The sequence below is a fragment of the Photorhabdus machadonis genome (assembly GCF_052657765.1).
On record NZ_CP199761.1, the window covers coordinates 442592 to 464240 of the forward strand.

The following is a 21649-nucleotide window of genomic DNA, read 5'->3' on the forward strand; positions in this document are numbered from 1 at the left end:
GCATGTTATTCTTGTAATGGTTTTTGTATATAAATGAAATTTTAGATAAAAATAAATTCCACCATAACTATTTTAATAAATTTTTTCGGTATGAATATTATTAAAAATAAAGCGGATTGTTTTCTCCGCTTTATTTTTTTAATATAATTTATGAAAGTATTTACCCTTCAAATTCTTGCGCCATTTGCTCAAGTTGTTCCTGAATTTCCATCCACTCTAATTCAATTTCTTCCAGTTTTGATTTGGTCTGATTTTGTTTTTGCAGATATTCAGTCAATTCGGTTTTACGGCTATTATCATAGACAGCGCTGTCTGACAGCTGTTTTTCTAATACGGTCAGTTCGTTACCCAGTTTATCCATCTGTTTTTCCAGATGGGTAAGCTGCTTGCGCAATGGCTGCGTTTGGTTACGGAAGTCAGCTTGACGTCGTTTTTGATCTTTTCTTTCCTGAGCACTTTGACCGGAAGGTTCTTTTTCCTTATCGTTGCTCTCACGTGATTGCTGATTTTGTTGACGCTGCTGATCTGTCAGCCATTGTTGATAATCTTCCAAATCGCCATTGAAAGATTCTACCCGGCCATCGTGAACCAGATACAGCTCATCGGTTGTTGAACGCAGTAGATGCCTATCATGGGAAACCACAACCAATGCACCATCAAAATCGATCAGCGCTTCTGTCAGGGCCTGACGCATATCCAGGTCGAGGTGGTTTGTTGGCTCATCAAGTAACAGTAGATTAGGGCGTTGCCAAACTATCAATGCTAAAACTAGACGTGCTTTTTCTCCCCCAGAGAAACGTCCGCTTGGGTCAGTGACTTGATCACCTTTGAAACCAAACCCCCCCAGATAATCCCTGAGTTGCTGTTCTCTTTCCTGTGGCGCCAGGCGCGCTATATGCTGTAATGGTGATTCATCAGCACGCAGATATTCCAACTGATGCTGGGCGAAATATCCCAGTTTAATCCCTTTGGCTAATTCCATATCCCCACTCTGGGATTGCAGCTCACCAGCCAGTAATTTGATCAACGTGGATTTACCTGCGCCATTTCGGCCAAGCAGGCCAATGCGGGAGCCGGGAACCAAATTCAGCTTGATGGAACCTAAAACCGTTCGCTCACCATAGCCTGCGCTGACTTTTTCCATTTTCAGTAGTGGATTTGGCAGACTTTCCGGTTTACGGAAACTGAAATGGAACGGGTTATCAACATGGGCAGGTGCTATCAACTCCATCCGCTCCAGCATCTTGATACGGCTCTGAGCTTGTTTGGCTTTACTGGCTTTGGCCCGGAAACGGTCAATATAACTTTGCAGATGTGTCACTTTCTCCTGCTGACTTTTATAGAGCGCTTGTTGTTGTGCCAGTTTGGTCGCGCGCTGGCGTTCGAAAGAGGAGTAGTTGCCACTGTATTCAAACAGGGATTGTTGTTCGAGATGGAGGATCTTATCGGCAATCGGATCCAGAAAATCCCGGTCATGGGAGATGAGGACTAATGTACCAGGGTAGTTTTTCAGCCATTTTTCCAGCCAGATCACCGCATCCAGATCAAGGTGGTTGGTTGGTTCGTCAAGCAACAACAAATCAGAACGGCAGAGCAAGGATTGGGCCAGATTGAGGCGCATACGCCATCCACCGGAAAACGCACGTACTGGTTGATCCAGTTGATCCTGAGAAAAGCCTAGACCGTGAAGTAAACTTGATGCTCTTGAACGGATGGTCCAGGCTTGAATCGTATCCAGTTGGTTGTGTAGATGAGCGATCAAATTACCGTCATTTTTTTCATTGGCTAATTGTAGTTGCCGTTCCAGTTGACGGAATTCACGATCACCATCAATGACATATTCCAGAGCAGGTATTTCCAGTGCCGGCGTTTCTTGATTCACCCAAGCCAGAGCCCAGTTAGCGGGAAAAGTGAATGTTCCTGCTTCAGCCTGAAGTTCATTTTTTAATAGTGCAAGTAAGGTAGATTTGCCACAACCATTTTTTCCTACCAGACCAACTTTTTGTCCGGGATTGATAGTGGCGCTGGCATTATCCAGCAAGACACGGGTTCCGCGACGAATTTGTAATGAAGAGAAAACAATCATAGGTGTCGTTTGTATAGAGTATGTTAAATTATTAGATGTAATGGGACGATAAGTGCCCTGATTTTATCACTTTGTATGCATGGTAACGGAAAATACGTGTCCTGACACGTTCTTGAGGAGGGAACGATGTTACAGCCGCCTAAAGTCCTGCTGCTGTATGCCCATCCTGAACCACAGGATTCAGTAGCAAATCGCGTTTTGTTGCAACCTGTGCTGGATTTAGAGCATGTTACGGTTCACGACTTATATAGAGCTTATCCAGATTTTTTTATTGATGTTCACCATGAGCAACAACTGCTGCGTGAACATCAGGTGGTTGTTTTTCAACATCCACTCTATACCTACGGTTGTCCAGCTTTATTAAAGGAGTGGATGGACCGCGTGCTGACGCGGGGGTTTGCCAGTGGTACCACTGGGTTGGCATTACAGGGGAAATATTGGCGTTCAGTGATCACCACCGGAGAGCCGGAAGGCGCTTTCCGGGCTGATGGCTATAACTTCTATCCGATGGAAGAGATTCTTCGCCCTTTTGAACTGACCGCATCCATGTGCCGTATGCATTGGTTATCACCGATAATTATTTATTGGGCACGTCGTCAAAAACCTGAACTTCTTGCCATCCATGCTAATGCTTATCGTGAGTGGCTCAAATCGCCATTATCATTAGGAGGGCTATAGCTATGGAGCATTCAGCGCAACTCAGCGCCGGGGTATTATTTTTATTTGCGGCGGTAGTGGCAGTGCCGATCGCACAGAAATTCAGGATTGGGGCAGTATTAGGTTATTTGTTAGCCGGGATTGTCCTTGGCCCGTGGGGGTTAAGCTTTATCAGAGATGTTGATGATATTCTTCATTTCTCTGAGCTGGGGATCGTTTTTCTGATGTTTATCATCGGCCTTGAACTTAACCCTTCTAAACTCTGGCAACTCAGGCGATCGATTTTTGGTGTCGGTGCGGCTCAGGTTATTCTCACCGCGGGTGTGCTGGCCGGGCTGTTATATCTGACAGATTTTTCGTGGCAGGCGGCGGTTATCGGTGGTATCGGGATGGCGATGTCCTCAACAGCAATGGCTCTGCAACTGATGAAAGAGAAGGGCATGAACCGTAATGAAGGCGGGCAGCTGGGTTTCTCTGTTTTGCTGTTTCAGGATATGGCTGTGATCCCGGCTTTGGCGTTGATCCCGCTTCTGGCCGGTGAAACAGCATCCAGTGACTGGTATCGGATAGCATTAAAAATCGCTGCCTTTGCCGTTATGTTGTTGGGTGGCCGGTATCTGTTACGTCCGTTGTTTCGTTTGGTCGTCAGAGCTGGAGTACGTGAGGTGTTTACTGCGGCGGCATTATTAGTGGTGCTCAGTTCGGCGCTGTTTATGGAAGCGTTGGGTTTTTCTATGGCTTTGGGAACCTTTATCGCCGGGGTATTGCTGGCAGATAGTGAATATCGCCATGAACTGGAAATATCCATAGAACCGTTCAAGGGGTTACTGTTAGGACTGTTTTTTATTTCAGTAGGTATGTCCCTGAATCTGGGCGTGCTACTGATACATTTGTCTGATGTGTTACTGGGTGTACTGGCTTTGGTCATTGTGAAAGGCGTTGTTCTTTATCTTATCGCATGGACTGCTGGTTTACGGGGTTCATCCTGCTTGCAATTTTCCGGCGTTCTCAGCCAGGGCGGAGAATTTGCTTTTGTTCTGTTTTCTGCTGCACTGGGCCAGAATGTACTCAATAGCGGGCAGATGGCTTTATTGTTGGTTGTAGTGACGATATCAATGATGACAACGCCGCTTGTGATGCAATTGATAGATGCCATTTTGGCCCGCCGTTATAATGCCTCGGATGAGACGGAAGAACAGCCATTTGTGGAAGATGACGACCCACAGGTGATTTTAGTTGGTTTTGGCCGGTTTGGGCAGGTAATAGGCCGTCTTCTGATGGTGAATAAAATCCACATCACAGTGCTGGAGCGTGATGTCAGTGTTGTTAGTACCATGCGGCGTTATGGCTACAAAGTTTATTATGGTGATGCGGTTGAATTGGAATTGCTTCGTGCGGCAGGGGCGGATAAAGCCAAAGCGATTGTTATTACCTGTAATGAGCCGGAAGATACCATGATGATCGTTCATTTATGCCAAAAACATTTCCCGAATCTGCATATTATGGCGCGGGCCAGAGGGCGTCTGGAAGCGCATGAATTGCTACAGAATGGCGTAGAAAATTTCACCCGCGAAACTTTCTCTAGTGCATTGGAGTTGGGCCGTAAGACGTTAGTCGGATTGGGAATGCATCCACATAAGGCTTATCGTGCAAAACATCATTTTCAGCGGTTGGATATGCGGATGCTGAGAGAATTGATGCCACAGCTACAGGGTGATGTGGCTCACATATCCCGTATAAAAGAGGCGCGGCGGGAGCTGGAAGAGTTGTTTGATCGGGAAATGCTGAATGAGCGCCTCCAACCGGATGGTTGGAATGAACACGAACATATGAATAGTAGCGGAGCAAACAATGACAGTAAGCCGTAAAAGATTTATTGCTGGTGCTGTCTGCCCTGAATGTCACTCTCAGGATACGCTGGCAATGTGGCGGGAAGATCAGGTGGATGTGGTGGAATGTGTCCATTGTGGTCATCAACAACGCCAAACTGATGAGAAAGTGGCCTCTCATGTGAGAAAACAGGAGCAGGTTATTGGTATTTTTACACCACAGTAATTGTGTGAATTTTAATGCGGGTGGGTACAGAGGCTTAGAATTCCGCTACAATTGGTAAAAATTTTTAGGTCTACGGGTAGGAGATGTCATGAAAGTAGCAAAAGACTTGGTAGTCAGCTTGGCTTATCAAGTAAGAACAGAAGAGGGTGTTTTAGTTGATGAGTCACCGATGAGTGCGCCGTTGGACTATCTGCATGGCCGTGGTTCATTGATCAGTGGTTTGGAAAAAGCGCTGGAAGGCCGTGAGGCTGGTGAGAATTTTGATGTCAGCGTACAGGCTGATGATGCCTATGGTCAGTATGATGACAATTTGGTTCAGCGTGTGCCAAAAGATGTCTTTGTTGGTGTTGATGAATTGGAGGTTGGCATGCGTTTCCTGGCTGACACCGATATGGGACCCGTACCTGTAGAAATCACTGCGGTTGAAGATGAGCACGTTGTGGTTGATGGTAACCATATGCTGGCTGGTCAGAATCTGAAATTCAATGTTGAAGTTATTGCTATCCGCGAAGCGACCGAAGAAGAGCTGGCTCATGGTCATGTTCACGGCGCGCATGGTCACGAACATGGCGAAGGTGGTTGCTGTGGTGGTCACGGCCATGACGATGGTCACCACCACCACAGTGAAGGGAACGGATGCTGCGGTGGCGGTAGCTGCCATTGATAGATTAAAGCGGATTATCAGGCTTTAATCTTAAAAAAGCGGGGCAAGCTTGGGAGAGTCGGTTTCTCTTACTTGCCCTGTGTATTGTGACTGGTTGTTTTTTTACTTAGTCAAAATCAGTAATGAGGTGGTGGCGTTTCTTCAGATTGTGAAGCGACCATTGAGGGTTGAGTGGCTTTCAATCGTTCTGTCATCAACCGCAAATGCTCTCTTAATTTAGCCATCTCCATTTGCTGTTCAGTAACCACCTCATTCAGCTCTTCGATAGTGATTTCCTGAAAGGCAACTCGGCTTTCCACATGCTCAAGCCGTTGCTCAAATTCTGACAGTTCCATGATTTCCTCCCGTTTCAGGTTGTATATGACCTGTGTTAGATGCTTCATATTCATTAAGAGTAACCTATTATGCCCAAAATATTCTGTGAAATACGGTTGTTATGAAACCTCTTTTCATTCATGTTGTCTCAACAGCTTTGGGGCACTAAAAAGCAGCAAATATTGTGTTGTGCTCCTGTAGAAAGTTATAGTGACTTGATTGCATAACTTTTGCTGACGGTAAATATCCCCCAAAGCTATTGGAGAAACAGATGAAATCATTGTTTAAAGTTACCCTGCTTGCTACCACATTGGCGATGGCTTTCGGCGCCCCTCAGGCGTTGGCCGCTAAAGCGGATGGTCAGAGCAGTACAGAATTGAACAGCGCATTTAAAACAGAAGATCAGCAAAATGCTTATGCTCTGGGCGCATCTTTAGGGCGTTATATGGAAAACACCCTGAAAGAGCAGAAATCTTTGGGTATCCCATTGGATAAAAATCAATTGTTGGCGGGTGTGCAGGATGCTTTTAATAATAAGAGCAAACTGAATGACAGCGAAATTGAAAATACTCTGCGTGCATTTGAAGGCAAAGTGAAGTCTGCGGCTGAAGCTAAGATGGAAAAAGAAGCCAGCGATAATGAAGCTAAGGGCGCTAAATATCGTGAAGCATTCGCCAAGGAAAAAGGTGTCGTTAAGAGTAAAACCGGCCTTTTGTATAAAGTAGAAAAGGAAGGGAGTGGTAAAAAGCCTGCGGCAAGTGACACTGTCGTCGTAAACTATAAGGGGGCATTGATTGACGGCAAAGAGTTCGACAGTTCATATAAGCGTAATGAACCACTTTCTATTCGTCTGGACGGCGTTATCCCTGGCTGGACAGAAGGTCTGCAAAATGTGAAAAAAGGCGGAAAAATCAAACTGGTTATTCCACCAGAGCTGGCCTATGGTAAAGCTGGTGTTCCAGGTATTCCTGCAAACTCTACGTTAGTGTTTGATATTGAGCTGCTGGATGTGAAAGCGGATACCAAAGCTAAGTAATCTATTCGCTAAATATCTTTGATGAATATAGATAAAACCGTTGGTAGAAATTCTGTCAACGGTTTTTTGTTACTGAAAGCTGTGATAGAGGCCAAATGTCTGAACAGCTATGGCTTGACGATAATGTCATGTGGTTTTAACGTCAATATTTGATGTGAATGGAAAGATCTTTGACTGAGATCTCTGTTAAGCTGCGATAGTTGAATTTTCACAAGAAATTTTTATACGTTTATCACGTTGTGTTTTTAGCAAGACGTTGTCTGCGTTTGAAGGATGGTGTATTTAATGTCTAACCCGTTATTATCTGGTGATATCAATGATATCGATTTATTGGAAAACCAACCGTTTACTGAAACGGATCACGAAATTTTAAAATCTTATGAAGCCTCGGTTGATGGCTTGGCTATGCTAATTGGTGGGCATTGCGAGATTGTCCTTCATTCACTGGAAGATCTTAAATGTTCAGCTGTCAGAATAGCTAATGGAGAACATACAGGTCGTAAAATAGGTTCACCTATCACTGATCTTGCTCTGCGTATGTTACATGACATTACAGATGAAGACTGTAGTGCATCCAAGGCCTATTTTACCCGGGCAAAAAGCGGTTCATTGATGAAGTCAGTCACTATTGCGATCCGCAATCGGAATCGCAGAGTGATCGGCCTCTTGTGTATTAATATGAATCTTGATGTCCCTTTCTCTGAAATAATTCAGACATTTATTCCAGAGGAAACCCATGACGTTGCATCAACAAATGTAAACTTTGCATCATCCGTGGATGATTTGGTGGCACAAACGCTGGAATACACTATCGAAGAAGTTAATATTGATCGCAATGTATCTAATAATGCTAAGAACAGGCAGGTGGTTCTGAATCTCTATGAGAAAGGCATTTTTGATATTAAAGACGCAATTAATCAAGTTGCCGAGCGCTTAAATATTTCTAAGCATACTGTTTACCTCTATATTCGCCAGTTTAAAAATGGGGAATGTTTAGGGCCTGATCGGTAATGTCTTCGTTGTCTTATTGTCTGCTGGTAACGGGGCCTGCGTATGGTACCCAGCAAGCCAGCAGTGCTTACCAATTCGCGCAAACTTTGATTGCGATGGGACATAAACTGGATACCGTATTTTTTTATCGGGAAGGGGTTTATAACGGTAATCAATTGACCGCACCAGCCAGTGATGAGTTTAATTTGGTTAACGCGTGGCAGATGATGGCAACAGAGCATCGGTTTGGTATGCATATTTGTATTGCCGCCGCTCTTCGCCGTGGCGTCCTTGATGCGCCGCAGGCGAATGAATTGAATCTACCTGTTGCAAACCTGGCGGAAGGGTTTGAATTAAGTGGATTGGGAACGCTTGCTGAAGCCATGCTGACTTGCGATCGTGTGGTGCAATTCTGAGAGGCAAAGAGGCAAAAATGAAAAGAATTGCTTTTGTCTTTACAAAAGCACCTCATGGTGACTCTGGTGGCAGAGAAGGTCTGGATGCATTATTGGCAACCTCGGCATTAACAGAAGAGATTGGTGTATTTTTCATTTCTGATGGTGTGCTGCAACTCCTGCCGAATCAGCAACCTGACAGGATCCTCGCCAGAAACTATATCGCTACGTTTAAGGTCTTGCCTTTGTATGATATTGAAAAATATTATTTGTGCCAGGAAGACCTTATCATGCGTGGGTTAAGCTCAGTCCGCAATTGTATTCTGGATGCGGAAGTGATACCCGCAAAAGTTATTCGTGAAAAATTGGCTGACTATGATGTGGTGCTGACATTCTGAGCGATTGGAAGGACGATGATATGCTATATACTGTTGGCCGATCCCCCTATCAATGTGATTTCAATGTGATATTCAATCTGCTTGCCAGTGGCGATGACGTACTGTTTATTCAGGATGGTGTACTGGCAGGCATTGATGGTAATTGCTATCTTCCGGCTTTAGTTAGTCATGGCGTTACATTGTATGTTCTGAAAGAAGATATTGAGGCGCGGGGATTGGCCGGTCGGATTTCAGACAAAGTGCAAGTTATCGACTATACTGACTTTGTTAACCTGACGGTAAAACACCATCAACAATTCGCCTGGTAGGTCAGAGAAAATGTATATTTCTTGACACCCTGGCGAGTCAGCCATAAAATTCCGCGTCCTCGTGTTTTGCCGTCAGGGCAGACAAGAGATTTTATCCGTGTTTACGAAGCAAAAAAACCAGGAGTTTTTTTAATAATGGCAACTATTAACCAGCTGGTGCGCAAACCCCGCAGCATGAAGGTTGCAAAAAGCAACGTTCCTGCTCTGGAAGCTTGCCCACAGAAGCGTGGCGTATGTACTCGCGTATATACCACCACCCCTAAAAAACCAAACTCCGCACTGCGTAAAGTATGTCGTGTGCGTTTGACTAACGGTTACGAAGTTTCTTCCTACATCGGTGGTGAAGGCCACAACTTGCAGGAACACTCCGTAATTCTGATCCGTGGCGGTCGTGTTAAAGACTTGCCAGGTGTGCGTTACCACACTGTTCGCGGTGCACTGGACTGTTCCGGTGTTAAAGACCGTAAACAAGGTCGTTCTAAGTACGGTGTGAAGAAGCCAAAGGCTTAATGGTTCTCCGTTAAGTAAGGCCAAACATTTTCACTTTAATGTCAAAATAAACTCGTAGAGTTTTGGACAACCCTGAATTCGAAACGGAGTATTTCCATGCCACGTCGTCGTGTAATTGGTCAGCGTAAAATTTTGCCAGATCCAAAGTTCGGATCTGAATTACTGGCCAAATTTGTCAATATCCTGATGGTAGATGGTAAAAAATCTACTGCGGAAGCAATTGTATATAGTGCGCTTGAGACCCTGGCTCAGCGTTCTGGTAAAGAACATCTGGAAGCGTTTGAACTTGCACTGGATAACGTGCGTCCAACCGTGGAAGTTAAATCCCGCCGTGTTGGTGGTTCTACTTATCAGGTTCCAGTTGAAGTTCGTCCGGTTCGTCGTAATGCTCTGGCAATGCGCTGGATCGTTGAAGCTGCTCGTAAACGCGGTGATAAGTCTATGGCCCTGCGCCTGGCGAACGAACTATCTGACGCAGCCGAGAATAAAGGCTCTGCTGTTAAGAAACGTGAAGACGTTCACCGTATGGCAGAAGCTAACAAGGCGTTCGCACACTACCGTTGGTAATTCCATTGTAGTGATGATGCCCTGGGTGGCAGCTCTGCCACCCAGATTTAAATTGAACGTCCTAGGAATAGAGGAATCAAATGGCTCGTACAACACCCATTGCACGCTACCGTAACATCGGTATCAGTGCACACATCGACGCCGGTAAAACCACCACTACCGAACGTATTCTGTTCTACACTGGTGTAAACCATAAGATCGGTGAAGTTCATGATGGCGCTGCTACTATGGACTGGATGGAACAGGAGCAGGAGCGTGGTATTACCATCACCTCCGCCGCAACAACTGCTTTCTGGTCAGGTATGGCTAAGCAGTTTGATGCGCACCGTATCAATATCATCGACACCCCAGGCCACGTTGACTTCACTATCGAAGTAGAACGTTCTATGCGTGTCCTTGACGGTGCGGTCATGGTTTACTGTGCGGTTGGTGGTGTTCAGCCACAGTCTGAAACCGTATGGCGTCAGGCGAATAAATATAAAGTTCCACGTATCGCGTTCGTTAACAAAATGGACCGTATGGGAGCGAATTTCTTACGCGTTGTTGAGCAGATCAAAAGCCGTTTGGCTGCAAATCCAGTTCCTCTGCAATTGGCAATTGGTGCAGAAGATGTTTTCACCGGTGTTGTTGACTTGGTGAAAATGAAAGCTATCAACTGGAACGAGGAAGATCAGGGAACTACCTTCACTTATGAAGATATTCCAGCTGATATGCAGGATCTGGCTGAAGAATGGCGTAACAACCTGGTTGAAGCCGCTGCGGAAGCATCAGAAGAGCTGATGGAAAAATACCTCGGTGGTGAAGAGCTGACTGAAGAAGAGATCAAAGCGGGTCTGCGTCATCGTGTTATGACTAACGAAATCATCCTGGTTACCTGTGGTTCTGCATTTAAGAACAAAGGTGTTCAGGCAATGCTGGATGCCGTTATTGAGTACCTGCCGGCACCAGTTGACGTTGAATCCATTAAAGGTCTTCTGCCAGATGGTAAAGATACTCCGGCAGAGCGTCATTCTGATGATAACGAACCGTTCTCGGCACTGGCGTTTAAAATTGCTACTGACCCATTCGTTGGTAACTTGACCTTCTTCCGTGTCTACTCTGGCGTGGTTAATTCCGGTGATACCGTTCTTAACCCAGTGAAAGACAGAAAAGAGCGTTTTGGCCGTATCGTTCAGATGCATGCTAACAAGCGTGAAGAAATTAAAGAAGTTCGCGCAGGCGACATTGCAGCTGCGATCGGTCTGAAAGACGTGACTACTGGTGATACTCTGTGTGATATCAGTTCTCCAATCATTCTGGAGCGTATGGAATTCCCAGAGCCGGTAATCTCTGTTGCGATTGAGCCAAAAACTAAAGTCGACCAGGAAAAAATGGGTATCGCTTTAGGTCGGCTGGCTCAGGAAGACCCATCATTCCGTGTGTCTACTGATGAAGAATCCGGCCAGACTATTATCGCGGGCATGGGTGAGCTTCACCTAGACGTTTTGGTTGACCGTATGCGCCGTGAGTTCAAAGTTGAAGCGAACGTCGGTAAACCTCAGGTTGCTTACCGTGAAACCATCCGTACTACTGTTGAACAAGAAGGTAAATTTGTTCGTCAGTCTGGTGGTCGTGGTCAGTTTGGTCACGTATGGCTGCGTATTGAGCCAATGGAAGCAGGTGGCCCAGGCTACCAATTCGCTAACGAAATCGTTGGTGGTGTTATTCCTAAAGAATATATCCCTGCTGTAGACAAGGGTATTCAGGAACAAATGAAGAATGGTGTTCTGGCCGGTTACCCGATTGTTGACGTTAAAGTAGCCGTGTTCGATGGTTCTTACCACGAAGTTGACTCCTCTGAAATGGCGTTCAAAATCGCAGGTTCTATGGGCTTCAAAGAAGGCTTCATGAAAGCGAAACCAGTTCTGCTGGAACCTATCATGAAAGTTGAAGTTGAAACTCCAGAAGACTACATGGGTGACGTTATCGGAGACCTGAACCGTCGCCGTGGTATGATCGACGGTATGGAAGATCTTGCTACCGGTAAAATCGTACGTGCTCAGGTACCATTATCTGAAATGTTTGGTTATGCTACTGACTTGCGTTCTCAGACCCAAGGTCGTGCTTCTTACTCCATGGAGTTCCTGAAGTACAATGAAGCGCCGAGCAACGTCGCTCAGGCTATTATCGAAGCTCGTAAAGCTAAATAAGCTTTTCGGGTTTAATATCTAGATTTAGCTCCCTCCCCATATAACGAGGGAGCGATATTAAGGAATAGAGTCGTGTCTAAAGAAAAATTTGAACGTAAAAAACCGCACGTTAACGTTGGTACTATCGGCCACGTTGACCATGGTAAAACTACCCTGACTGCTGCCATCACTACTGTATTGGCTAAAACCTACGGTGGTAACGCTCGCGCATTCGACCAGATCGATAACGCGCCAGAAGAAAAAGCGCGTGGTATCACCATCTCTACTTCTCACGTAGAATACGATACGCCAAGCCGTCACTATGCGCATGTTGACTGCCCAGGCCACGCCGACTACGTGAAAAACATGATCACCGGTGCTGCCCAGATGGACGGCGCGATCCTGGTAGTTGCAGCAACTGACGGTCCAATGCCACAAACTCGTGAGCACATCCTGTTAGGCCGTCAGGTAGGCGTTCCTTACATCATCGTGTTCCTGAACAAATGTGACATGGTAGACGACGAAGAGCTGCTGGAACTGGTTGAGATGGAAGTGCGTGAGCTGCTGTCTCAGTACGACTTCCCAGGCGACGACACGCCAGTTATCCGTGGTTCTGCTCTGAAAGCACTGGAAGGTGAGGCAGAGTGGGAAGCCAAAATCATCGAACTGGCAGAGGCCCTGGATAGCTACATTCCAGAGCCAGAGCGTGCTATTGACCAGCCATTCCTGCTGCCAATCGAAGACGTATTCTCTATTTCAGGCCGTGGTACTGTCGTTACCGGTCGTGTAGAGCGCGGTATCGTTAAAGTGGGTGAAGAAGTTGAAATCGTGGGGATTAAAGACACCACGAAAACAACTTGTACCGGCGTAGAAATGTTCCGCAAACTGCTGGACGAAGGCCGTGCGGGTGAGAACGTGGGTGTTCTGTTGCGTGGTACCAAACGTGACGAAATCGAACGTGGTCAGGTATTGGCAAAACCCGGTTCAATCAAGCCACACACCACTTTCGAATCAGAAGTTTATATTCTGAGCAAAGACGAAGGCGGCCGTCATACTCCGTTCTTCAAAGGCTACCGTCCACAGTTCTACTTCCGTACAACTGACGTAACCGGGACTATCGAACTGCCAGAAGGCGTGGAAATGGTGATGCCAGGTGATAACATTCAGATGATCGTTACCCTGATTGCACCAATCGCGATGGACCAGGGTCTGCGCTTCGCAATCCGTGAAGGTGGCCGTACAGTAGGTGCTGGTGTTGTTGCTAAAGTTATCGCATAATTTTTTGATGTGATTACTCTAAAAGGGCATCAACTGATGCCCTTTTTGTACGTTGTTTTATAAGAACCTATCTCATCAATAGTTGTTTTTAATTATTGGTGAGATAGGCTCTGATACAACGAATTGGCTATATATCTCTCAGATATACAATGTCATACTGAATTATGGCGCCAAGTCAGATACAATCACTCAAATTTTTTGGTTCGGTCTGATTTGTTTTGCTCTTGCGAGGCAAGCTGGCTATCTATTTAAATCATAGTTACAGGTTGGTTTATGAGTGCGAATAGCGATGCTCAAGAAAGCAGGCGCGGTCTTGAGATAATGAAATGGCTATTAGTGGCAGCTTTATTAACGGCTGCTATCGTTGGTAACTACCTTTATCGGGAGTATAGCCTTCCTTTGCGCGCGATAGCGGTTGTTGTTATTGTTGCTCTTGCGGGAGCGGTTGCGCTCTGGACAGCGAAAGGTAAAACCACACTGGCTTTTGCTCGTGAAGCCCGTGTTGAAATGCGCAAAGTTATTTGGCCAACTCGCCAGGAGACGTTGCACACAACTTTGATTGTGGCGGCAGTGACTGCATTGATGTCTTTGATCCTCTGGGGTCTTGACGGCATCCTGGTGCGTTTAGTTTCATTTATTACAGGCCTGAGGTTCTAAGATGTCAGATTCCCCAAAAAAACGTTGGTATGTCATACAGGCATTCTCCGGGTTTGAAGGTCGTGTTGCACAATCTTTACGTGAACATATCAAACTACATGATATGGAAGATTCTTTTGGCGAAGTGATGGTGCCAACAGAGGAAGTTGTTGAGATTCGTAGCGGCCAGCGTCGCAAAAGTGAACGCAAATTCTTCCCTGGGTATGTGCTGGTACAAATGATTATGAACGATGCAACATGGCATCTTGTTCGCAGCGTACCACGTGTCATGGGTTTTATCGGTGGCACATCTGACCGCCCGGCACCAATCAGTGATAAAGAAGTTGATGCAATTATGAATCGTCTTCAGCAGGTTGGTGATAAACCGCGGCCAAAAACATTGTTCGAACCAGGCGAAATGGTCCGTGTCAGCGATGGCCCATTTGCAGACTTCAATGGTGTTGTGGAAGAAGTCGACTACGAGAAAAGCCGCCTGAAGGTATCGGTTTCTATCTTTGGTCGTGCAACCCCCGTTGAGCTGGATTTCAGTCAGGTAGAGAAAGCTTAATTTTTAGGCATGTCTTTTGCCGGCTTGCAATAGGCGTGAAATTAGCATACAATTTCGCGCCTTTTGTTTTTAGTGGCTTGGCCTGAAAAGGCGGGGCTGAAATAACAGGGGAGCCTTTTAAATAGGCGATATCACCCACATAGAGGAAATTATCAATGGCTAAGAAAGTACAAGCCTATGTCAAGTTGCAGGTTGCAGCTGGTATGGCTAACCCAAGCCCTCCAGTAGGTCCTGCTCTGGGTCAGCAGGGTGTTAACATCATGGAATTCTGTAAGGCGTTCAATGCTAAAACTGATAGCATTGAAAAAGGTCTGCCGATTCCGGTTGTGATCACTGTGTATTCTGATCGTTCTTTCACTTTCGTGACTAAAACCCCACCGGCAGCTGTTCTGCTGAAAAAAGCAGCGGGCATTAAATCAGGTTCCGGCAAACCGAATAAAGAGAAAGTTGGTAAAGTAACCAGCGCTCAAGTTCGTGAAATTGCTGAAACTAAAGCTGCGGATATGACGGGTGCTAGTGTTGACGCAATGATGCTTTCAATCGAAGGTACTGCTCGTTCCATGGGCCTGGTAGTGGAGGATTAATCGATGACTAAACTGACCAAGCGCATGCGCACAATCCGTGAAAAAGTTGATGCAACTAAACAGTATGACATTAACGAAGCTGTTGTTCTTCTGAAAGAGCTGGCAACTGCTAAATTTGTAGAAAGCGTTGACGTTGCTGTTAATCTCGGCATTGACGCTCGTAAATCTGATCAGAACGTACGTGGTGCAACAGTATTGCCTCACGGTACTGGTCGTTCCGTTCGCGTAGCTGTATTTACCCAGGGTGCAAACGCTGAAGCTGCTAAAGCGGCTGGCGCTGAACTGGTAGGTATGGAAGACCTGGCTGAACAGGTTAAAAAAGGCGAAATGAACTTTGACGTTGTTATTGCATCTCCAGATGCAATGCGCGTTGTTGGCCAATTAGGTCAAATCCTCGGTCCACGTGGTCTGATGCCAAACCCTAAAGTGGGTACTGTCACTCCTAACGTTGCTGAAGCTGTTCAGAATGCTAAAGCGGGCCAGGTTCGTTACCGTAACGATAAAAACGGCATTATTCACACCACCATCGGTAAAGTTAACTTCGATGCTGACAAACTGAAAGAAAACCTAGAAGCTCTGTTGGTTGCACTGAAAAAAGCAAAACCATCTTCTGCTAAGGGTGTTTTCATTAAGAAAGTTAGCTTGTCCACGACTATGGGCGCAGGTGTAGCGATTGACCAGTCTGGTCTGAGCGCTTCAGTTTAATTTGAACTGAGTGTGATTACCGCTTTACCTTGGCGTCAGATTTGTCTAGAATTTGGCGCCTTATGTTTGGTTGGTAGATTACTTATTGGCTAAACAAACAATTTTCGGTTGGAGCTTGGCCTAATCCAAGCCCCGTCCAAGACCGCAGGTGTAAGTGATTACTTAATATCCCTGCGTAGACGGTGACAGAACCAAATGAAATTCATTTCTGGATTCTGCTCACCGTGTTTTAGAGCTCAGACACCTTGTTGGTGTTATGAGTGATGTGAGTTCCGGGTTTTTCCCGGTTAATCCAGGAGCAAGAAGCTAATGGCACTAAATCTTCAAGACAAACAAGCGATTGTTGCTGAAGTCAGCGAAGTAGCCAAAGGCGCGCTGTCTGCGGTGGTTGCGGATTCCCGTGGCGTTACTGTAGGTAAAATGACTGAACTGCGTAAAGCAGGTCGCGAAGCTGGCGTTTATATCCGTGTCGTTCGTAACACACTGATCCGCCGTGCTGTGGAAGGTACTGCCTATGAGTGCCTGAAAGAAGCGTTTATTGGTCCAACCTTGATTGCTTTCTCTAACGAACATCCGGGCGCAGCTGCTCGTTTGTTCAAAGAGTTCGCGAAAGCGAATCCAGCATTCGAGATTAAAGCAGCAGCCTTTGAAGGTGAGTTTATTTCCGCGGCCAATATTGACCGTCTGGCAACACTCCCAACTTACGAAGAAGCAATCGCACGCCTGATGTCAACCATGAAAGAAGCCGTTGCAGGCAAACTGGTTCGTACACTGGCAGCGTTACGCGAGCAGAGAGAAGCAGTTTAATTGCCAATTTCCTTCGTTGCTTTTTAACGTATAAATTATTTCTGAATTTTAGGAACACTTGTTATGTCTATCAATAAAGAACAAATTCTGGACGCAGTTGCAACAATGTCCGTCATGGATGTTGTTGAACTGATCACTGCAATGGAAGACAAATTCGGCGTTTCTGCTGCTGCGGCTGTAGCTGTAGTTGCCGGTGCTGCTGAAGCTGTTGAAGAGCAAACCGAGTTTGACGTTGTTCTGTCTTCTATCGGCGGTAACAAAGTTGCCGTTATCAAGGCAGTACGTGGCGCAACTGGCTTGGGTCTGAAAGAAGCAAAAGACCTGGTTGAAAGCGCTCCAGCAGTACTGAAAGAAGCTATCAGCAAAGATGATGCTGAAGCACTGAAAAAATCTCTGGAAGAAGCAGGCGCTTCTGTTGAGATCAAGTAAGTTTAGCTTTAAGTTAGCAGCCTGACTTGAAAGGCTGACGGCTGGTGATTAAAAAATCACCAGCCTTTTTGCGCTGTAGGGTATTAGTAGCATTTCCACTGTTTGGCTACTAATTAACCCCCAAATGCTTTTTCCTATTGACGACTTAATATACTGCGTTCTCAGCTACGATCCACTCGGGTAGCTCGGTAGTAAGGTAGCGCAATGAAATGATTTAAGAGTAATAGCAATGAGTATTACAGAAAATAATTCAATTTTCTGTTCGAAAAAACAGTGTCGTAAAGAGCTGTCCTTTAGGGCGGACAGAGTGGGTCACTGATCAGCGAGCTGAGGAACCCTATGGTTTACTCCTATACCGAGAAAAAACGTATTCGTAAGGATTTTGGTAAGCGTCCACAAGTTTTGGATGTACCTTATCTCCTTTCTATCCAACTTGACTCGTTCCAGAAGTTTATCGAGCAAGATCCAGAAGGCCAGAATGGTTTAGAAGCGGCATTCCGTTCTGTATTCCCAATCCAGAGCTACAGTGGCAGTTCGGAGCTGCAATACGTTAGCTACCGTCTTGGTGAGCCAGTGTTTGATGTTAAAGAGTGCCAGATTCGTGGTGTCACTTATTCTGCACCTCTGCGCGTTAAACTGCGTCTGGTCATCTATGAACGTGAAGCACCGGAAGGCACAGTCAAAGACATCAAAGAACAAGAAGTCTACATGGGTGAAATTCCACTCATGACTGACAACGGTACTTTTGTTATCAATGGTACTGAGAGGGTTATTGTCTCCCAGTTACATCGTAGTCCTGGTGTATTCTTTGACAGCGATAAGGGTAAAACTCATTCATCCGGTAAGGTGCTGTATAACGCGCGTATTATCCCTTACCGTGGTTCTTGGTTAGATTTCGAATTCGATCCAAAAGATAACCTGTTTGTGCGTATTGACCGTCGCCGTAAATTGCCGGCAACCATTATTCTGCGCGCAATGGATTACAGCACTGAAAACATCCTGAACCTGTTCTTCAGTAAGACTGTTTTCGAAATTCGTGACAACAAACTACAGATGACACTGGTGCCAGAGCGTCTGCGTGGTGAAACGGCTTCTTTTGATATTGAAGCAAACGGCAAAGTTTATGTTGAAAAAGGCCGTCGTATTACCGCACGTCATATCCGCCAGTTAGAAAAAGACGAAGTGAACCGCATTGAGGTTCCGGTTGAATATATCGCGGGTAAAGTTGTTGCAAGAGATTACATTGATGTCAATACAGGTGAAATTATCTGTGCGGCTAACATGGAACTCTCTTTGGATCTGTTGGCCCGTTTGAGCCAATCTGGTCATAAATCTATCGAAACCCTGTTTACCAACGATTTGGATCACGGTGCATATATCTCTGAGACTCTTCGCGTTGACCCAACCAATGATCGTTTAAGCGCTTTGGTTGAGATTTATCGCATGATGCGTCCTGGTGAACCACCAACCCGTGAAGCAGCAGAAAATCTGTTTGAAAATCTGTTCTTCTCAGAAGATCGTTATGATCTTTCTGCGGTTGGCCGCATGAAATTCAACCGTTCACTGAGCCGTGAAGAAGTTGAAGGCTCCGGTATTCTGAGCAAAAATGACATCATTGATGTTATGAAGAAACTCATTGATATCCGTAACGGTAAAGGCGAAGTCGACGATATTGACCACTTAGGTAACCGTCGTATCCGCTCCGTGGGTGAAATGGCAGAAAACCAGTTCCGTGTTGGTCTGGTACGTGTTGAACGTGCGGTTAAAGAGCGTTTATCTCTGGGTGATCTGGATACTCTGATGCCTCAGGATATGATCAACGCCAAGCCGATTTCGGCCGCGGTGAAAGAATTCTTTGGTTCCAGCCAGCTGTCTCAGTTTATGGACCAAAACAACCCGCTTTCTGAAATCACTCATAAACGCCGTATTTCTGCGTTAGGCCCAGGTGGCTTGACCCGTGAGCGTGCGGGCTTCGAAGTGCGTGACGTACATCCAACTCACTATGGCCGTGTATGTCCAATTGAAACCCCGGAAGGTCCGAACATCGGTCTGATTAACTCATTGTCTGTTTATGCGCAGACTAACGAGTATGGTTTCCTTGAAACCCCATACCGTCTGGTTCGTGATGGTGTTGTCACTGATGAAATTCATTACTTGTCTGCGATTGAAGAAGGTAACTTCGTTATCGCACAGGCAAACACCGTATTGGACGATGAAGGTCACTTCGTTGAAGATCTGATAACCTGCCGTAATTATGGCGAATCCAGCTTATTCAACCGTGAACAGGTTGAATATATGGACGTTTCCACTCAACAGGTGGTTTCCGTCGGTGCTTCCCTGATCCCATTCTTGGAACACGATGACGCAAACCGCGCATTGATGGGTGCAAACATGCAACGTCAGGCTGTTCCTACACTGCGCGCTGATAAGCCGTTGGTAGGGACAGGTATGGAACGTGCTGTAGCGGTTGACTCAGGTGTCACTTCCGTTGCTAAACGTGGCGGCGTGGTTCAGTACGTTGATGCATCCCGTATCGTTATCAAAGTAAATGAAGACGAAATGTATTCGGGTGAAGCAGGTATTGATATCTATAACCTGACTAAATACACCCGTTCTAACCAGAACACCTGTATTAACCAAATGCCATGTGTTTCTCTGGGCGAACCAGTAGAACGTGGTGACGTACTGGCCGACGGTCCATCCACTGACTTGGGTGAATTGGCGCTGGGTCAGAACATGCGCGTAGCATTCATGCCGTGGAATGGTTATAACTTCGAGGACTCCATCTTAGTTTCTGAGCGTGTTGTCCAGGAAGATCGCTTTACAACTATTCACATCCAGGAACTGGCTTGTGTGTCTCGTGATACCAAATTAGGGCCTGAAGAGATCACCGCTGACATTCCTAACGTGGGTGAAGCCGCACTCTCTAAACTGGATGAATCCGGTATTGTTTATATTGGCGCAGAAGTTACTGGCGGTGACATTCTGGTTGGTAAAGTGACACCTAAAGGTGAAACTCAACTGACGCCAGAAGAAAAACTGCTGCGTGCTATCTTTGGTGAGAAAGCGTCTGATGTTAAAGACTCTTCTCTGCGCGTACCAAATGGCGTATCCGGTACGGTTATCGACGTACAGGTATTTACCCGCGACGGCGTTGAAAAAGATAAACGTGCTCTGGAAATCGAAGAGATGCAGCTGCGTCAGGCTAAGAAAGACCTGACAGAAGAGTTGCGGATCTTTGAAGCTGGCTTGTTTGCTCGTATCCGTTCTGTCCTGATTTCTGGCGGCATCGAAGCTGAGAAATTGGATAAGCTGCCTCGTGAGCGTTGGTTAGAACTGGGCTTGGCTGATGAAGAAAAACAGAATCAGTTGGAACAGTTGGCTGAACAGTATGACGAACTGAAAACTGAGTTCGAGAAAAAACTGGACGCTAAACGTCGTAAGATCACTCAGGGCGATGACTTAGCACCGGGTGTGCTGAAAATCGTTAAAGTTTATCTGGCGGTTAAGCGTCAGATTCAGCCTGGTGATAAGATGGCGGGCCGCCATGGTAACAAGGGTGTTATCTCCAAGATCAACCCGATCGAAGATATGCCTTACGATGAAAACGGCACTCCGGTAGATATCGTACTGAACCCGCTGGGCGTCCCATCACGTATGAACATTGGTCAGATCCTGGAAACTCACTTGGGCATGGCTGCGAAAGGTATTGGTGACAAGATCAACGCAATGCTGAAGCAGCAGCAGGAAGTTGCCAAACTGCGTGAATTTATCCAGAAAGCTTATGACCTGGGTGATGAAACCCGTCAGAAAGTTGATCTGAATACTTTCTCTGATGAAGAAGTTCTTCGTCTGGCAGAAAACCTGAAAAAAGGTATGCCAATTGCGACACCAGTGTTTGATGGTGCGAAAGAGAAAGAAATTAAAGAACTGCTGAAACTGGGTGACTTGCCAACTTCTGGGCAAATTACCCTGTTTGACGGTCGTACTGGTGAGCAATTCGAACGTCAGGTTACCGTTGGCTACATGTATATGCTGAAACTGAACCACCTGGTGGATGACAAAATGCATGCTCGTTCAACCGGTTCGTACAGCCTGGTTACTCAGCAACCGCTGGGTGGTAAGGCGCAGTTCGGTGGTCAACGCTTCGGTGAGATGGAAGTGTGGGCATTGGAAGCATATGGTGCCGCGTACACCTTGCAGGAAATGCTCACCGTCAAGTCCGACGATGTTAACGGCCGTACCAAGATGTATAAAAACATCGTGGATGGCAACCACCAGATGGAACCAGGAATGCCGGAATCCTTCAACGTATTGTTGAAAGAGATCCGCTCTCTGGGTATTAACATCGAGCTGGAAGACGAGTAAACCGTATTCCCGCTGGTATTCTGCCCTGAATGGATATGACGGGCAGTTTACCAGCCAGTGGTTGCACTGGTCATAGGGGAGAGTGGCATGGGCCGCTCTCCTGACAGGTCTAACTCCGACAGGAG

Annotated in this window: 22 protein-coding genes; 20 read left to right on the forward strand and 2 right to left on the reverse strand. The window is 46.1% G+C overall.

From position 1 onward, the window contains the following. Positions 1-160 precede the first annotated feature (160 nt). Positions 161-2086 (reverse strand): ABC transporter ATP-binding protein, encoded by a 1926-nt coding sequence (locus tag ACUN2T_RS02215; RefSeq protein WP_445496039.1) that lies wholly within the window; start codon positions 2084-2086, stop codon positions 161-163. 126 nt (positions 2087-2212) lie between these two features. On the opposite strand from ACUN2T_RS02215, the gene kefG reads away from it, so the two are divergent. From kefG to slyD, 4 genes are all read left to right on the forward strand, one after another. Further along, positions 2213-2764: a glutathione-regulated potassium-efflux system ancillary protein KefG gene (kefG, locus tag ACUN2T_RS02220; protein WP_445496040.1), complete on the forward strand. Its 552-nt coding sequence runs from the start codon at positions 2213-2215 to the stop codon at positions 2762-2764. A gap of 2 nt (positions 2765-2766) precedes the next feature. Further along, positions 2767-4611, forward strand: coding sequence for a glutathione-regulated potassium-efflux system protein KefB (gene kefB, locus ACUN2T_RS02225; protein ID WP_445496041.1), 1845 nt, complete (start codon positions 2767-2769; stop codon positions 4609-4611). Then, on the forward strand, positions 4595-4798 hold the full coding sequence (locus ACUN2T_RS02230) for a YheV family putative zinc ribbon protein (RefSeq protein ID WP_021322897.1): 204 nt from the start codon (positions 4595-4597) through the stop codon (positions 4796-4798). The genes kefB and ACUN2T_RS02230 overlap by 17 nt, the downstream gene beginning before the upstream one ends. An 88-nt stretch (positions 4799-4886) precedes the next feature. Further along, complete coding sequence (slyD, locus tag ACUN2T_RS02235; protein ID WP_445496042.1) at positions 4887-5462, forward strand: peptidylprolyl isomerase; 576 nt, start codon at positions 4887-4889, stop codon at positions 5460-5462. Positions 5463-5578: 116 nt separating this feature from the next. On the opposite strand, the gene ACUN2T_RS02240 is transcribed toward slyD, so the two are convergent. Beyond that, the gene (locus ACUN2T_RS02240; protein WP_445496043.1) at positions 5579-5797 is read right to left on the reverse strand and encodes a protein SlyX; all 219 of its coding nucleotides are present in this window, start codon (positions 5795-5797) and stop codon (positions 5579-5581) included. Positions 5798-6048: 251 nt separating this feature from the next. On the opposite strand from ACUN2T_RS02240, the gene fkpA reads away from it, so the two are divergent. The 16 genes from fkpA (at position 6049) to rpoB (ending at position 21524) form a co-directional block, all read left to right on the forward strand. Then, positions 6049-6813 carry an FKBP-type peptidyl-prolyl cis-trans isomerase gene (gene fkpA, locus ACUN2T_RS02245; RefSeq protein ID WP_445496044.1) on the forward strand — a complete coding sequence of 255 codons (765 nt, stop codon included), beginning with the start codon at positions 6049-6051 and terminating at the stop codon, positions 6811-6813. A gap of 285 nt (positions 6814-7098) precedes the next feature. Further along, complete coding sequence (locus tag ACUN2T_RS02250; RefSeq protein WP_445496045.1) at positions 7099-7824, forward strand: helix-turn-helix transcriptional regulator; 726 nt, start codon at positions 7099-7101, stop codon at positions 7822-7824. Next, positions 7824-8219: a sulfurtransferase complex subunit TusD gene (gene tusD, locus ACUN2T_RS02255; protein ID WP_445496046.1), complete on the forward strand. Its 396-nt coding sequence runs from the start codon at positions 7824-7826 to the stop codon at positions 8217-8219. The genes ACUN2T_RS02250 and tusD overlap by 1 nt, the downstream gene beginning before the upstream one ends. A gap of 17 nt (positions 8220-8236) precedes the next feature. Beyond that, positions 8237-8596: a sulfurtransferase complex subunit TusC gene (gene tusC, locus ACUN2T_RS02260; RefSeq protein ID WP_445496047.1), complete on the forward strand. Its 360-nt coding sequence runs from the start codon at positions 8237-8239 to the stop codon at positions 8594-8596. A 20-nt stretch (positions 8597-8616) separates the two neighbouring features. Then, positions 8617-8904, forward strand: coding sequence for a sulfurtransferase complex subunit TusB (tusB, locus tag ACUN2T_RS02265; protein ID WP_445496048.1), 288 nt, complete (start codon positions 8617-8619; stop codon positions 8902-8904). Between the two features lie 135 nt (positions 8905-9039). Continuing rightward, the gene (gene rpsL, locus ACUN2T_RS02270) at positions 9040-9414 is read left to right on the forward strand and encodes a 30S ribosomal protein S12 (RefSeq protein ID WP_011144815.1); all 375 of its coding nucleotides are present in this window, start codon (positions 9040-9042) and stop codon (positions 9412-9414) included. A 96-nt stretch (positions 9415-9510) separates the two neighbouring features. Continuing rightward, positions 9511-9981 (forward strand): 30S ribosomal protein S7, encoded by a 471-nt coding sequence (gene rpsG / locus ACUN2T_RS02275; RefSeq protein ID WP_023044363.1) that lies wholly within the window; start codon positions 9511-9513, stop codon positions 9979-9981. An 80-nt stretch (positions 9982-10061) separates the two neighbouring features. Beyond that, positions 10062-12170, forward strand: coding sequence for an elongation factor G (fusA, locus tag ACUN2T_RS02280; RefSeq protein ID WP_445496049.1), 2109 nt, complete (start codon positions 10062-10064; stop codon positions 12168-12170). 72 nt (positions 12171-12242) lie between these two features. Continuing rightward, positions 12243-13427, forward strand: a complete 1185-nt coding sequence (tuf, locus tag ACUN2T_RS02285; protein ID WP_445495501.1) for an elongation factor Tu — start codon at positions 12243-12245, stop codon at positions 13425-13427. A 273-nt stretch (positions 13428-13700) separates the two neighbouring features. Further along, on the forward strand, positions 13701-14084 hold the full coding sequence (secE, locus tag ACUN2T_RS02290) for a preprotein translocase subunit SecE (protein WP_445496050.1): 384 nt from the start codon (positions 13701-13703) through the stop codon (positions 14082-14084). A gap of 1 nt (position 14085) precedes the next feature. Next, the gene (gene nusG / locus ACUN2T_RS02295; protein ID WP_011144820.1) at positions 14086-14631 is read left to right on the forward strand and encodes a transcription termination/antitermination protein NusG; all 546 of its coding nucleotides are present in this window, start codon (positions 14086-14088) and stop codon (positions 14629-14631) included. A gap of 155 nt (positions 14632-14786) precedes the next feature. Next, positions 14787-15215 carry a 50S ribosomal protein L11 gene (gene rplK / locus ACUN2T_RS02300; RefSeq protein WP_445496051.1) on the forward strand — a complete coding sequence of 143 codons (429 nt, stop codon included), beginning with the start codon at positions 14787-14789 and terminating at the stop codon, positions 15213-15215. 3 nt (positions 15216-15218) lie between these two features. Further along, positions 15219-15920: a 50S ribosomal protein L1 gene (rplA, locus tag ACUN2T_RS02305; RefSeq protein WP_445496052.1), complete on the forward strand. Its 702-nt coding sequence runs from the start codon at positions 15219-15221 to the stop codon at positions 15918-15920. Positions 15921-16229: 309 nt separating this feature from the next. Next, positions 16230-16727, forward strand: coding sequence for a 50S ribosomal protein L10 (gene rplJ, locus ACUN2T_RS02310; protein WP_046974279.1), 498 nt, complete (start codon positions 16230-16232; stop codon positions 16725-16727). A 63-nt stretch (positions 16728-16790) separates the two neighbouring features. Beyond that, complete coding sequence (gene rplL, locus ACUN2T_RS02315; RefSeq protein ID WP_445496053.1) at positions 16791-17156, forward strand: 50S ribosomal protein L7/L12; 366 nt, start codon at positions 16791-16793, stop codon at positions 17154-17156. Positions 17157-17495: 339 nt separating this feature from the next. Beyond that, positions 17496-21524 (forward strand): DNA-directed RNA polymerase subunit beta, encoded by a 4029-nt coding sequence (gene rpoB / locus ACUN2T_RS02320; protein ID WP_445496054.1) that lies wholly within the window; start codon positions 17496-17498, stop codon positions 21522-21524. The last annotated feature ends 125 nt before the right edge of the window (positions 21525-21649 follow it).

Coding starts and splice junctions, on each gene's coding strand:
- rplJ (WP_046974279.1), top strand. CDS start 16,230: ATGGCACTAAATCTTCAAGACAAACAAGCGATTGTTGCTGAAGTCAGC.
- ACUN2T_RS02230 (WP_021322897.1), top strand. CDS start 4,595: ATGACAGTAAGCCGTAAAAGATTTATTGCTGGTGCTGTCTGCCCTGAA.
- tusD (WP_445496046.1), top strand. CDS start 7,824: ATGTCTTCGTTGTCTTATTGTCTGCTGGTAACGGGGCCTGCGTATGGT.
- slyD (WP_445496042.1), top strand. CDS start 4,887: ATGAAAGTAGCAAAAGACTTGGTAGTCAGCTTGGCTTATCAAGTAAGA.
- rplK (WP_445496051.1), top strand. CDS start 14,787: ATGGCTAAGAAAGTACAAGCCTATGTCAAGTTGCAGGTTGCAGCTGGT.
- tusC (WP_445496047.1), top strand. CDS start 8,237: ATGAAAAGAATTGCTTTTGTCTTTACAAAAGCACCTCATGGTGACTCT.
- rplL (WP_445496053.1), top strand. CDS start 16,791: ATGTCTATCAATAAAGAACAAATTCTGGACGCAGTTGCAACAATGTCC.
- kefB (WP_445496041.1), top strand. CDS start 2,767: ATGGAGCATTCAGCGCAACTCAGCGCCGGGGTATTATTTTTATTTGCG.
- ACUN2T_RS02240 (WP_445496043.1), bottom strand. CDS start 5,797: ATGGAACTGTCAGAATTTGAGCAACGGCTTGAGCATGTGGAAAGCCGA.
- rpsL (WP_011144815.1), top strand. CDS start 9,040: ATGGCAACTATTAACCAGCTGGTGCGCAAACCCCGCAGCATGAAGGTT.
- nusG (WP_011144820.1), top strand. CDS start 14,086: ATGTCAGATTCCCCAAAAAAACGTTGGTATGTCATACAGGCATTCTCC.
- tusB (WP_445496048.1), top strand. CDS start 8,617: ATGCTATATACTGTTGGCCGATCCCCCTATCAATGTGATTTCAATGTG.
- kefG (WP_445496040.1), top strand. CDS start 2,213: ATGTTACAGCCGCCTAAAGTCCTGCTGCTGTATGCCCATCCTGAACCA.
- ACUN2T_RS02215 (WP_445496039.1), bottom strand. CDS start 2,086: ATGATTGTTTTCTCTTCATTACAAATTCGTCGCGGAACCCGTGTCTTG.
- secE (WP_445496050.1), top strand. CDS start 13,701: ATGAGTGCGAATAGCGATGCTCAAGAAAGCAGGCGCGGTCTTGAGATA.
- fusA (WP_445496049.1), top strand. CDS start 10,062: ATGGCTCGTACAACACCCATTGCACGCTACCGTAACATCGGTATCAGT.
- rpoB (WP_445496054.1), top strand. CDS start 17,496: ATGGTTTACTCCTATACCGAGAAAAAACGTATTCGTAAGGATTTTGGT.
- rpsG (WP_023044363.1), top strand. CDS start 9,511: ATGCCACGTCGTCGTGTAATTGGTCAGCGTAAAATTTTGCCAGATCCA.
- rplA (WP_445496052.1), top strand. CDS start 15,219: ATGACTAAACTGACCAAGCGCATGCGCACAATCCGTGAAAAAGTTGAT.
- fkpA (WP_445496044.1), top strand. CDS start 6,049: ATGAAATCATTGTTTAAAGTTACCCTGCTTGCTACCACATTGGCGATG.
- ACUN2T_RS02250 (WP_445496045.1), top strand. CDS start 7,099: ATGTCTAACCCGTTATTATCTGGTGATATCAATGATATCGATTTATTG.